This window comes from Arthrobacter sp. KUASC02 (genome assembly GCF_059739395.1).
Map to the genome: position 1 here is coordinate 1,097,695 of NZ_AP046053.1, position 12,720 is coordinate 1,110,414.

The 12,720-nt window shown below is 65.0% G+C and carries 10 protein-coding genes; 9 read left to right on the forward strand and 1 reads right to left on the reverse strand.

The window, feature by feature from the left end; translation table 11 throughout:
* Positions 1 to 108: 108 nt before the first annotated feature.
* The 3 genes from AC6JAC_RS05050 to AC6JAC_RS05060 all read left to right on the forward strand — a co-directional run bounded on the left by AC6JAC_RS05050 (position 109) and on the right by AC6JAC_RS05060 (position 3,672).
* Complete coding sequence (locus AC6JAC_RS05050) at positions 109 to 1,053, forward strand: carbohydrate ABC transporter permease (protein WP_028269956.1); 945 nt, start codon at positions 109 to 111, stop codon at positions 1,051 to 1,053.
* Positions 1,046 to 1,999 carry a carbohydrate ABC transporter permease gene (locus tag AC6JAC_RS05055; protein ID WP_028269957.1) on the forward strand — a complete coding sequence of 318 codons (954 nt, stop codon included), beginning with the start codon at positions 1,046 to 1,048 and terminating at the stop codon, positions 1,997 to 1,999. Before AC6JAC_RS05050 ends, AC6JAC_RS05055 begins: the two co-directional genes overlap by 8 nt.
* Before the next feature lie 314 nt (positions 2,000 to 2,313).
* Positions 2,314 to 3,672, forward strand: coding sequence for an ABC transporter substrate-binding protein (locus tag AC6JAC_RS05060; protein WP_028269958.1), 1,359 nt, complete (start codon positions 2,314 to 2,316; stop codon positions 3,670 to 3,672).
* A 125-nt stretch (positions 3,673 to 3,797) separates the two neighbouring features.
* Here the strand turns inward: AC6JAC_RS05060 and AC6JAC_RS05065 are convergent, their stop codons facing one another.
* On the reverse strand, positions 3,798 to 5,834 hold the full coding sequence (locus tag AC6JAC_RS05065) for a beta-galactosidase (RefSeq protein ID WP_497963668.1): 2,037 nt from the start codon (positions 5,832 to 5,834) through the stop codon (positions 3,798 to 3,800).
* Between the two features lie 181 nt (positions 5,835 to 6,015).
* Between AC6JAC_RS05065 and AC6JAC_RS05070 the strand changes: the two genes are divergently transcribed.
* The 6 genes from AC6JAC_RS05070 (at position 6,016) to AC6JAC_RS05095 (ending at position 12,696) form a co-directional block, all read left to right on the forward strand.
* The gene (locus AC6JAC_RS05070) at positions 6,016 to 7,299 is read left to right on the forward strand and encodes an ABC transporter substrate-binding protein (RefSeq protein ID WP_028269960.1); all 1,284 of its coding nucleotides are present in this window, start codon (positions 6,016 to 6,018) and stop codon (positions 7,297 to 7,299) included.
* Between the two features lie 45 nt (positions 7,300 to 7,344).
* Positions 7,345 to 8,298, forward strand: a complete 954-nt coding sequence (locus tag AC6JAC_RS05075; RefSeq protein WP_028269961.1) for a carbohydrate ABC transporter permease — start codon at positions 7,345 to 7,347, stop codon at positions 8,296 to 8,298.
* Positions 8,295 to 9,227: a carbohydrate ABC transporter permease gene (locus AC6JAC_RS05080; RefSeq protein ID WP_028269962.1), complete on the forward strand. Its 933-nt coding sequence runs from the start codon at positions 8,295 to 8,297 to the stop codon at positions 9,225 to 9,227. The genes AC6JAC_RS05075 and AC6JAC_RS05080 overlap by 4 nt, the downstream gene beginning before the upstream one ends.
* 4 nt (positions 9,228 to 9,231) lie before the next feature.
* Positions 9,232 to 9,849: a hypothetical protein gene (locus AC6JAC_RS05085; RefSeq protein WP_028269963.1), complete on the forward strand. Its 618-nt coding sequence runs from the start codon at positions 9,232 to 9,234 to the stop codon at positions 9,847 to 9,849.
* A gap of 48 nt (positions 9,850 to 9,897) precedes the next feature.
* Entirely contained in the window at positions 9,898 to 11,247 is a 1,350-nt protein-coding gene (locus tag AC6JAC_RS05090) for an MFS transporter (RefSeq protein WP_497963671.1), read from the forward strand.
* Between the two features lie 159 nt (positions 11,248 to 11,406).
* Entirely contained in the window at positions 11,407 to 12,696 is a 1,290-nt protein-coding gene (locus AC6JAC_RS05095) for an ABC transporter substrate-binding protein (RefSeq protein WP_497963673.1), read from the forward strand.
* The last annotated feature ends 24 nt before the right edge of the window (positions 12,697 to 12,720 follow it).

The window sequence follows — 12,720 nt, forward strand, 5'->3', positions numbered from 1 at the left end:
ACCTCACACCAGCCCGCCGTGGAAGGCCACGATGACCAAAGGAGACCACATGGCCGCACAGCATCACCCGGGGACGCCGGCAGGCGTCCGTCAACCGAGGGGGAGGCAATGAGCGCTATCAGCGAACTGTCCTCCATCAGCCGGCGCAAAGGGCCGGCCACCCCCGAGGAAAAACGCGCGAACCGCCGCGACAACAAGGCCGCCTACATCTTCCTGCTGCCATGGCTGATCGGCCTCGTGGCCATCACCGTCGGCCCCATGATCATGTCCCTCTACCTGTCCTTTACGGACTACAACCTCCTGCAGCCGCCGGAGTGGGTGGGGCTGGACAACTTCACCCGCATGCTCGGTGATGCGCGGCTCCACAATTCACTCCGCGTAACATTCACCTACGTCCTGGTCGGAGTTCCGCTCCAGCTGGCCGTTGCACTGCTGATCGCACTGGTGCTGGACAAGGGCCTGCGGGGCCTGCCGTTCTACCGGTCCATTTTCTACTTGCCGTCCCTGCTCGGCGGCTCGGTGGCCGTCGCCATCCTCTGGAAGCAGATCTTCGGAACCTCCGGCCTGGTGAACCAGGTGCTGGCCATGTTCGGAATCACCGGGCCGGGCTGGATCTCGGACCCGTCCACATCGCTGGGATCCATCATCCTGCTCCATGTGTGGACCTTCGGCAGCCCCATGATCATCTTCCTCGCCGGCCTCCGCCAGATTCCCAACATGTACTACGAGGCGGCCGAGGTCGACGGAGCCACCACCCTGCAGAAGTTCTGGCGGATCACGTTGCCCATGCTGAGCCCGATCATCTTCTTCAACCTCGTCCTGCAGATCATCGGCTCGTTCCAGTCCTTCACCCAGGCGTTCATCGTCTCGGGAGGCAACGGCGGACCGTCCGACTCCACCATGTTCTTCACGCTTTACCTCTACCAGAAGGGATTCGGCCAGTTCGACATGGGGTACGCCTCGGCGATGGCGTGGTTCCTGCTGGTAATCATCGGCGCTTTCACGGCCATCAACTTCATCGCTTCAAAGTATTGGGTGTTCTACGATGACTGAACTACAGACCAAGCCGGCTCCGGAGAAAGTGCCGTCCGCCGGAGGAAAAACGAAGGGCGCGAGCTTCAAGAGCGGCGGCCGGAAACGCGAATCCCGCGGGTCCCTGGCCTTCAGCCGCAGCGCCCGGATCAAGGCACTGGCCAAGCATGCCGTCCTGATCCTCACCGGCGGTATCATGATCTACCCGCTGCTGTGGATGGTTGTCTCGTCGCTGCGTCCCAATGACCTGATCTTCCGCGAACCGGGCCTCTGGCTGAACAGCCTGGAGATGGGCAACTACGTTGACGGCTGGTCCGCGCTGACCCATCCCTTCGGCCACTACATGCTCAACTCCGCGGTGGTGGTGATCGGCTCCATCCTGGGAAACCTGATCTCCTGCTCCATGGCCGCCTACGCCTTCGCCAGGCTGCAGTTCAGCGGCAAGAAGCTGTTCTTCGGCGTCATGCTGCTGACCATCATGTTGCCGTTCCATGTGATCATCGTTCCGCAGTACATCCTGTTCTCGCAGATCGGCTGGGTGAACACCTTCTGGCCGCTGATTGTGCCGAAGCTCCTGGCCACGGATGCGTTCTTCGTGTTCCTGATGGTGCAGTTCATCCGCGGGATTCCCAAGGAACTGGACGAGGCTGCCCGTATCGACGGCGCCGGCCACCCGCGCATCTTCCTGCGGGTCATCCTGCCACTGATGGTCCCTGCCCTGGCCACCACCACCATCTTCACGTTCATCTGGACCTGGAACGACTTCTTCGGCGCGCTGATCTACCTGACCGATCCGGAGATGTTCACGGTGCCGGTTGCCCTCCGGGCCTTCGTGGATTCCCAGTCGGCCACCAGTTGGGGCTCGCTCTTCGCGATGTCCATCGTGTCCCTGCTGCCGGTGTTCCTCGTGTTCCTGTTCGGCCAGCGCTTCCTGATCAAGGGAATCGCGACCACGGGCATCAAGTAAGCCTGCCCGTGCACCGGCCGTGATTCGTGCGCAGCCTTCCTTCGTGCGCAGCCTTCGCGGCTGACTGCGGTAGCTCCTGGCTGTTAGCTGTGCAGCAGTCCCCGGGGTGGGCGGATGTTCGTTGTCCGCCCACCCCGGCGCGTGGGGCGGGCATCAAATTGGTCCATCGAAACACCTTGTATTACAAGTTCCTTGCTTGTATTCTCAGTGATGAGAAAGCGTTTTCTCATCAACTTCCAGATTCGCAGGCTTTCCAGACCCCTCAGTACCTAAACCCCATCCGCTTTCAAGATCAAAGAAGATCGGAGAATCAAGTGCCGCTATTTTCCCGCCCTGCCTCAGCCGCCCGTCGTGGTGCAGCAGAGGCAACATCCGCCCAGTCCGGACGGAGGCTGCGCCGAACCGGCGCAGTCGCCGCAGCTGCCGCCGTCGTCCTGGCCCTTAGTGCCTGCGGCGGGGGAGCGGCGCCGCAGAGCGCCGACGGCAAAGTCGAGCTCCGCTTCTCCTGGTGGGGAGGGGACAAGCGGGCGCAGCTGACGCAGGCTGCGATTGCGGCTTTCGAAGCCGAGAATCCGAACATCAAGATCAAGCCGGAGTTCGGCGACTGGAGCGGCTACTGGGACAAGCTTGCCACCCAGGTGGCAGCCAACGACGCCCCGGACATCATCCAGATGGACGAAAAATACATCACGGAGTACTCCAGCCGCGGCGCCCTCCTGGATCTTTCCAAGTACAACATCGACACGTCGAAGCTTGACGAAGCGGCCCTCAACGCCGGCAAGAACGAGGACGGCCTGACAGGCATTGCCGCGGGCATCAACGCAGCGACCATCCTGGCCAACCCCGCCGTGTTCAAGGCAGCCGGGGTTGAACTGCCGGACGACAGCACGTGGACGTGGGAAGACTTCGAGCGCATTTCCGCCGAGGTCACCGCGAAGTCGCCAAAGGGCACCTACGGCGCTGCAGCCTACGGCACGGACGAAGCCTCGCTCGGCGTCTGGCTTCGGCAGAACGGCAAGTCGCTGTACACCAACGACGGCAAGCTGGGCTTCGAGCCGGGCGACATTGCCGAGTGGTGGGCGTTCCTGAAGGAACTCAGTGAGAAGAAGGCTGTGCCCTCAGCCTCCGAGGTGGTTGAGGCCGAAGCTGCGCCGCTGGACCAGAGCGGCCTGGCGACGGGCAAGAACGGGCTCGCCTTCTGGTGGTCCAACCAGCTGCCGGCCCTGGAGAAGGCTGCGGGCGGAGAACTCCAGATCCTGCGGTTCCCGTCCAAGACCGGCACCTCCGCCGACGCCAAACTTTGGTACAAGGCCTCCCAGTTCTGGTCCGCGTCGTCCCGCACCAAGCACCCGGAAGAAACCGCCAAGTTCATCAACTTCCTGGCCAACAACACGAAGGCCGGCGAAACGCTCCTGGCTGACCGCGGCGTGTACCCGAACTCCGAGGTCCGGGCAGCAATCGCGTCCAAGCTGACCCCCGCCGACATCAAGGTGGTCAAGTTCATCGACCAGATCAAGGACGAGCTCGGTGAAGCCCCGGCCCCGCCGCCGAAGGGAGCCGGCGCCATCGCGGAGATCGTCAAGCGGTACACCTCGGAGGTCCTCTTCAACAGGCTGTCCACCGAGGAAGCCGGCAAGAAGGCGGTTGACGAGATGAAGTCAGCCATCAGCTAGCAGGTCCTGCCGAAGTGCCCCCATCCGATGATTCGGGCGGGGGCACTTCTGCGTGCGCTTCCAGATGGCATTTCGCGGCAATGCCGGGAGCCGGCACTGCCGCGAAATGCCAGTTCGGTGCGGGATCAGTCCTCCGCGACCACCGCCACGCCGCCGGCAGGAACCGATCCCGTGAACCGTTCGCCCGACAGCAGCTCGGTCCCGGCCACCTCCACCCTGGCGTCGGCGCGGGAATGGTTGATGGCGAACACGAAGCCGGTGCCGTCGGCGGTGCGGCGCCGGGTCAACTCGACGCCCTGGTCCGCGTTGGCCACCGCGGAAACTCCCGACTCCGCGACCAGGCGGGCCACCAGTGACTCGATGCCGTCCCGGTCCGGGAAGGTGGCCAGGTACCATGCCGATCCGGAGCCCGCCGGGCGCCGCGTGAGGGCCGGAACGCCGTCGAGCGGGTATTCGGTGAATGTCGCCAGGACTTCTGTGGCGTCTTCACCGGCAGCCCCGCCCGCCACATGGACGTGCTCGCTCCACACTGTTCCGACGCCGCCGTCGCTCAGTTTGGCGGAGGACCCGGCCAGCAGCGGATGGAATTCCTCCACCCGGACGCCCAGCAGGTCACGGAACGCGCCCGGGTACCCGCCGAGCCGGATGTGGTCCTGTTCGTCAACGATGCCGCTGAAGTAGCTGACCAGGACCGTCGCCCCCGCCCGCGCAGCCGAGGCGATGTTGGCTGCGGCGGCGTCGGTGACGTTGTACAGGGTGCACACGAGCACCAGGTCGTAACCGTCCAGCGGCGCGGACGGGTGCACAAAATCCGTCGAAATCCCGCGCAGGACCAGTGCGCGGTGCAAGGCGCGCATCAGGTCCAGGTACTTCACGTCAACGCTGGGTTTGGAGTCAATTTCGCTGGCCCACCATGCCTCGTAATCGAACACGATGGCCACCCGCGATTCCACGCGGGATCCGCGCACCGGCGCCAGTTTCCGCAGCGCGGAGCCGAGCCCCACCACCTCCCGGAAAACCCGGGTGTCCCGGCCGCCGTGGGGGACCATGGCGGAATGGAATTTCTCCGAGCCGGCGAAGCTCTGCCGCCACTGGAAGAACATCACGGCGTCCGCGCCGCGGGCCACATGCGCCAGCGAGTTGCGCAGCATTTCGCCCGGCATCTTCGGCTGGTTGCGCGGCTGCCAGTTGACGGCCGACGTCGAATGTTCCATCAGGATCCACGGGTCGCCGCCGGCAACGCCGCGGGTGAGGTCGGCGCTGAATGCGAGTTCGATCTGCCGTTCCGGATCGGCGGCCACAAGGTAGTGGTCGTTGGCGATCACGTCCAGGTCCCCGGCCCAGTCGAAGTAGTCCATGGACCTGGTGGCGCTGGACACCATGAGGTTGGTGGTGGCGGGCACCTCCGGCGTCACCTCCCGGAGCACGCCGAGCAGGGTGCGGTAGTAGTCCATCAGGGCCCAGGAACTGAAGCGCTGGAAGTCCAGCTGCTGGCCCGGGTTGAGCGTGGACGGTGCCACGCCGGGAGGCAGGATCTCCTCGAACGAGGCGTAATGCTGGGACCAGAACGCCGTTCCCCAGGAGGCGTTGAGCGCCTCGATGCTTCCGTAGCGCTGTTCAAGCCAGCGGCGGAAGGCGGCGGCGTCCTCGTCACCGTAAAACTCCGAAACGTGGCAGCCGAGCTCGTTGTCCACATGCCACAGTGCCAGTGCCGGGTGGTCCTTGTAGCGTTCCGCCAGCACCCTGGTGATGCCGGTTGCGTACCGCCGGTAGACGGCCGACGACGGCGTGTAGTGCCGCCGGGAGCCGGGTCCCAGCACGGTGCCGTCAACCGTGACCGGGAGGATTTCCGGGTGCTTGCGCACCAGCCAGGCCGGGGGAGCTGCCGTGGCGGTTGCGAGGGCCACCTTGATGCCGGACGCCGCCAGGTTGTCCAGGACCTCGTCCAGCCAGCCGAAGTCATATTCGCCCTCGGAGGGCTCCAGCAGCGCCCAGGAGAAGATGCCGACGCTGAGGAAGGTGACTCCGGCTTCCTTCATCAGTTCCAGGTCCTCCAGCCGGGTGCTGACCGGCCACTGCTCCGGGTTATAGTCGCCTCCGAAGGCAATGCCTTCAAGGCTGTTCCACACCGGTGGCGGGGTGGATTCTTGCTGGGATGACATGGGACTCCTTCGTCGATGCTGGTGCACGATCATGGCATGAAAGCAGATGTTTGGAAAACGCTTGCCCAAATCTGGGAATGGGGATATTGTATCGTTTCAGAAAGCGTGTAAGCCAGATCACTACTCTCGTTGTAGAGAATCACAGGGAATCGCGCTTACACAACCGAGCAAGGAGGCTCTTATGATCAACAGACGGAATTTCCTCACCACCGTGGCACTAGGCACCGCATCTGCCGCTGTCCTGGCGGCCTGCGGACAGTCCGCTCCGGCGCAGACTGGTTCCGCGTCAAACCCGGTCACGATCAACTACACCTGGTGGGGCAACGACGACCGTGCAGAGCGCACCCGCAAGGCGATCGCCCTGTTTGAGTCCAAAAACCCGGATATCAAAGTCAAGGGCAACTTCTCCGACTTCGCAGGCTACTGGCAGAAGCGCGCCACCGAGGCGGCCGGCGGCGGCCTCCCGGACGTCATGCAGTGGGATCTCTCCTACCTCCGCGATTACGGCCAGCGGAACCAGCTCCTGGACCTCGGCACCGTGAAGATCAACACGGATGCCTTCGAGAAGTCGCTGCTGCCTTCCGGCCAGATCAAGGGCAAGACCTACGGCATCCCCACCAGCACCAACGCCTTCGCCGTGTACTACGATCCCGCCAAGGTGGCCTCACTCGGGATCGCCGAGCCGGACGGCAACTGGACCTACGCCGAATTCAACAAGTTCCTGACCGAGGTCGGCGCCAAGGGCAACGGCGCGCTCTTCGGCTCCACCGACTACACCGGCGTCTGGTGGATGTTCAACATCTGGCTGCGCCAGAACAACATCGAAGCCTTCACCGGGGACGGCAAGCTCGGCTTCACCAAGGACGACATGAAGAAGTGGTGGAACCTCACCAAGGACCTGCGCGGCACCCCCGCCATCGTCTCCGAGGAACGCACCACCCAGCTCGCCCCCAAGTCCCCGTTCGGCTCCAACGTGACCGCCACCGAAGTCACCTGGGACAACTTCATGGCCGGCTACCTCGCGGACAGCGGCGCCAAGGAACTCAAGCTCGTCCCGGTACCCTCCGATGACCCGGACAACCTGGGCCTGTTCCTCAAGCCCTCCATGCTGATGGTGGCCAGCGCCAAGACCAAGTACAAGGACGCGGCCGCCCGGTTCATCGACTTCATGGTCAACGATCCCGAGGTGGGCCAGATCTTCAAGACCTCCCGCGGTGTCCCGGCCTCCAAGACCCAGCGTGACGGCACCACGTTCGAAGGCACCGACAAGCTCGTGGTCGATTACGAGAAGTCGATCGAGAAGTACCTCAAGGACGCCCCCGAGCCGCCCATCGTCGGTTTCGGCACCCTCGAAACCTCCTTCAAGCGCATCAGCTCCGACCTGAACTTCGGCAAGGTGACCGTGGACGGCGCAGCCGATGCGTGGTTCAAGGAAGCCGAAGACCTCATCAAGCAGAATTCCTGATCCGCTTACTGTCCGCCCGACACTCGCAACTGACGGAATATAGACATGACTCAAAGCCCAACCCTGAACAGGCGTTCGGCGTCGTCCACGCCCCCGCTGCCGCGCAAGTCGCGGCAGCGGGGCGCGGACGCCCGCGCCGGCTACACCTTCCTGCTGCCCTGGCTGCTGGGATTCATCGCCCTCACCGTGGGGCCGATGATTTCCTCGCTGTACCTGTCCTTCACCAACTACAACCTGTTCGATCCGCCCAAGTGGATCGGGCTGGACAACTACACCACCCTGTTCCAGGACGAACGCTTCCTGCAGTCGGTCGGCGTGACCGTGTCCTACGTGGTCTTCGGAACCCCGATGAAGCTCGCCGCCGCACTGGCCATCGCCATGCTGCTCAACAGCAAGCGCAAGGGGCAGGGCTTCTACCGCTCGGCGTTCTACGCCCCCTCCCTGATCGGCGCGTCCGTCTCCATCGCGATCGTGTGGAAGGCGATGTTCGGCGATTCCGGCCCGGTGGACCAGGGCCTGTCCTTCTTCGGCATCAACCTCGGCGGCTGGGTGGGCAACCCCTCCATGACCATGCCGATGATGATCCTGCTGACCGTCTGGCAGTTCGGCGCCCCGATGGTCATCTTCCTCGCCGGCCTCAAGCAGATCCCGGCCGACCTCTACGAAGCGGCGTCGATGGACGGCGCGGGTCCGGTCCGGAAGTTCTTCAACATCACCTGGCCCATGCTCTCCCCGGTGATCTTCTTCAACCTGCTGATGGAAACCATCCACGCATTCCAGATCTTCGCCTCGGCCTATATCATCTCCAATGGTGAAGGCGGCCCGGCCGGCTCCACCCTCTTCTACACCCTCTACCTGTACCTGCGGGGCTTCAGCGACTTCCGGATGGGCTACGCCTCGGCGATGGCCTGGCTCCTGGTGATCGTCGTCGGCATCATCACGCTGATCTTCTTCCGCACGTCCAAATCCTGGGTCCACTACAGCGGTGATTCGAAATGACAACCATGGCAACACCCACACAGCCGAAACCCGTCAAGCAGGCAGCCGAAGCCCCGGCGCCCGTGTACAACCCGAAGTCCGAGTCAGCGGGCGCCAAACGCGCCAAGAGCGTCATCTTCCACATCGTGGCGCTGGCACTGACCGCCGTCGTCCTCTATCCGGCGCTCTGGATGATCGCCTCGTCCTTCAAGCCGAACGCCGAAATCGGCGGGTCGAACACCTCCCTGTGGTCCAGCAACTTCAGCTTCGACAACTTCGTCACGGCCATGGAAGGGATCGGCGGGGTCTCCACCCTGCAGTTCTTCACCAACTCCCTGGTCCTGGCCGTCGGCGCCGTGGTGGGCACCATCCTCTCCGCGTCCGTCTCGGCCTACGCCTTCGCCCGGATCAAGTTCCCCGGCCGCAGCATCTTCTTCGGCATGATGATTGCCACCCTGCTGCTGCCCTTCCACGTGGTGATCATTCCGCAGTACATCGTCTTCCAGCAGCTGGGCCTGGTGGACACCTACGTTCCGCTGCTGATCGGCAAGTTCCTGGCCGCGGACGCGTTCTTCGTGTTCCTGATGGTCCAGTTCATGCGGAACCTTCCGGCCGAACTGGACGAGGCGGCCCGCATCGACGGCGCCGGGCACGTGCGGATCTTCACCTCGATCATGCTTCCGCTGATGAAACCGGCGCTGATCTCCACCTCGATCTTCTCCTTCATCTGGAGCTGGAACGACTTCCTGGGCCCGCTGCTCTACCTGAACTCCCCGGAGAAGTATCCGCTGCCGCTGGCGCTGCGCCTCTTCGTGGACCAGACCCAGTCCTCTGACTACGGGGCAATGATCGCCATGTCCGTGATGGCCCTCCTTCCCGTCCTGGTGTTCTTCCTGGTCTTCCAGCGCTACATCGTTGAAGGCGTCTCAACCCAGGGCCTCAAGGGCTGACGGCGTGGACAGCACCACACCCGCGTCCGGCCGCGAGGAACCGATCCCGGTCAACCGCTTCGCCCTGTTTTCCGAGACCCTGCTGGCCGGACTGCTGGTGCTGGTGCTGTCCATCCCGCTGGTGACGATCCCCGCCGCGTATGCGGCGGGGATCGCCCACCTCGAGCGGCACCTCTCGGGCAGGGATGACTCAGTCCGCGGCCTCTGGGGCACGTTCCGCTCGGCGTTGCCGGGCAGCTGGAAGCTGGGAATCACGACGGCGGCAGCCGCCGTCGTGGTTGTCCTGAACCTCCTGCTCGCAACGGCCGGGCAGTTGCCGGGCAGCTCCGTTGTCCTGCCGGCCACGGTCGTCCTGGCGGCCGCAGGAGCCATCCTGCTGCTGCGCACCGCAGCAGCGTGGTCGGACTTTGCGGGCGGCCAGGCGCCCGGGCGCGGCTGGCCGTCCGCCCTGGCAGCCGCGAAGGCACTCTCGGTCCGCGACTGGACCGGCTCCCTCCTGCTGGCCGCCGCGCTCTTCGCCGCCGTGGTGTTTGTGTGGATGCTGGCAGCCCTGTTCGTCGTGGTGCCGGGCACCCTGGTCCTGGCCGCGGCCGCAGTCAAGATGCGCGCGGCGCGCGCGTAGCACCACACCGTCCCAGCAGGTCCCCTTCACAACCGAGTTGAGCCAGACGTGACTTCCGAGCGCCACCCGTCCGAAGAGTCCCTCCAAGCCCCCGAACGAGGTCCAGGACAAAGTTCAGGACATGGTTCAGGACAACGTTCAGCGCCGGCAGCTGCGCCAGGATTAGAACGGCCGCCGCGCTGGTACCACCCGCTGGCCCAGCGCAACTACCGCCTGTTCGTAGCCATTCAGCTGGCCGGCAGCACGGGCGTCTGGATGCAGCGCCTGGCCCAGGACTGGCTGGTCCTGCAGCTGACGGGAAGCCCCGCGGCCGTGGGCGTGGCGGTGGCGCTCCAGTTCCTGCCCATGCTGGTGGTGGGCCCGCTCAGCGGCGTGCTGGTGGACCTCTTCCCGAAGCGCCGCATCCTGCTGATCTGCCAGTCCGTCACCGCCCTCCTGGCCCTCACCCTCGCCGTCCTGGATGCCGGCGGCGGGATCACCGTCTGGGCCGTATACGCCTGCTGTGCGGCCTTGGGTGTCACGTCCGCCGTGGATGGCCCGGCCCGCCAGGCTTTCGTCAACGAGGTGGTGGGGGATGCCGCCCTGCGACCCGCGATCGGCCTGAACAACGCTATCGGCCAGCTCGGCGCGATGGTGGGCCCCGCCCTCGGCGGCCTGCTGATCGCCAGGGCGGGTTCGGCTGCCGCCTTTGCCGCGAACGCGCTGGTGTGCCTGGCGGTACTGGGCATGATCATCGCCATCAGGACCTCCCAGCTGCACCCCAGCGAACCGCCCCTCCGCGGGCGCGGGCAGGTCCTGGCCGGCTTCCGCTACGTGCGCCACCGGCCGTCCCTCCTGTTGGTGATGCTGCTGGCCGGGCTCCTCGGCGCGTTCGGCATGAACGGACCCGTGGTGCTTGCGGCGTTCGCCAGCGACGTCTGGCACAGCGGCGCCGCCGGCTTTGGCATGTTCAACACGTTCAGTGCCGGCGGTGCCCTGGCAGGCGCGTTGCTGGCGGCGCGGCTCCGCACCCTGGGGCGCCGCGGAATCGTGGTGAGCGCGGGGCTGTTCGGCCTCACCCAGCTGGTGGCCGCCCTGATGCCGACGCAGGAGCTGTTTGTGGCCATGCTGGTGCTGGTGGGGGTGATGACGCTGCTCTTCCTGACCAGCGCGGCAACCACCGTCCAGCTGGAAGTCGGAGCGGAAGTCCGGGGCCGCGTCCTTGCCCTGTACCTGCCGCTGCTGCTGGGCGGGCACGCCCTTGGCGGGCTGCTCGCCGGCTGGCTAACGGAAGAGTTCGGCGTCAGGACCGGACTGGTGGTGACCGGCGCGCTCGGAATGCTGTCCGCTGCAGTCATCGGGCTGCTGCTGTGGCTGACTGCCAGGCGGCGGTCCGGCGACGTGTCTTTCGCCAGCTAACCCGAGCCATCGACCGCCGTAGTCCCTCGAGCCGGACAAAACCGGCACCGCATCCGCATTGACTGCGACAGGGCATTGACTGTGACCGGGCACACATTTAGGGTAAGTGAGAAAGCGTTTTCTCGCTCGTTTCACTCCACCCGTCGAAGAGGACATCGAATGATTTTTCGCGCCCTAAAATCCCGGACTCCCAAGATTGCGGCAGTGGCGGCCGCCCTCGCGCTGACCCTTTCCGGCTGCGGAGGCGGTGCCCAGTCCGATGCCGGCGGCCCGGTGACGCTGCGCTTTACCTGGTGGGGCTCGGATGTCCGGCACAAAATGACGCAGAAGCTGATTGACGCGTTCGAGGCCAAGAACCCCAACATCAAGGTTGAGGGCGAGTACGGGGACTGGTCCGGCTACTGGGACAAGCTCGCCACCCAGGTGGCTTCGCAGCAGGCTCCGGACGTCATCCAGATGGACCTCCAGTACCTGGGTGAATATGCCAAGCGCGGGGCGCTGCTGGACCTCAAGGACGTGGACCTGTCCAAATTCGACAAGGCTGCGGCAGACGCGGGGAAGACCCCGGACGGACAGTTTGCCGTGACGGCGGGAATGAATGCACTGGTGGTGCTGGCCAACCCCTCGCTGGTCTCCGCCAGCGGCGTGCCGCTGCCGGACGACCAGTCCTGGACCTGGCAGGACTACGAGAAGACGGCCGCCGACATCACAGCCAAAGGCAAGGCGGGCACCTACGGATCCGGGCCCATCACCGGAGACGCCTCCTTCAATCTCTGGCTGCGGCAGCATGGAAAGTCCCTCTTCACCGCGGACGGGAAGCTGGGGTTCGATGAGTCCGACGCCACGTCCTACTTCGAGTTCCAGGCCGGGCTCCGCGACGCCAAATCGGTGCCGCCCGCCTCCGTCATGACTGAAGAGGCCAGCGCATCGCTGGACCAGACGGGCCTGGCCACCAACAAGTTCGCCATGGGGTGGCTGTGGTCCAACCAGCTGGGAGCCCTGACCAAGGCCTCCGGCCAGCCCCTGGAGATCAAGCGGCCGCCGAGCACGGACGGTGATGCCAAGTCGGCAAAGCAGTACTACAAGGCGTCCCAGCTCTGGTCCGCGAGCTCGCGCACCAAGCACCCGAAAGAGGCACAGCAGTTCATCGATTTCCTGGCGAACAGCGTCGATGCGGGCGAGATCGCGCTGGCTGACCGCGGCATCCCCGGCAACTCCGAGGTGCGCGACGCCATCCAGCCCAAACTCAGCCCGGCGGACGCCGCCACGGCCACCTTCATCAACGACATTGCGGATGAAGTGGGCGACGCCCCTGTTGTCCCGCCGGCAGGTTCCAGCCCGGCCTCGGAAATCCTCACCCGCTTCGTCACCGAGGTCCACTTCGGCCGGCTGAGCCCGGAGGAGGCCGCGAAGAAGTCGATCGACGAGATCAAGAGCGGACTCAGCTAGCGGGCCGAGCCAGGGCCGGCCGCC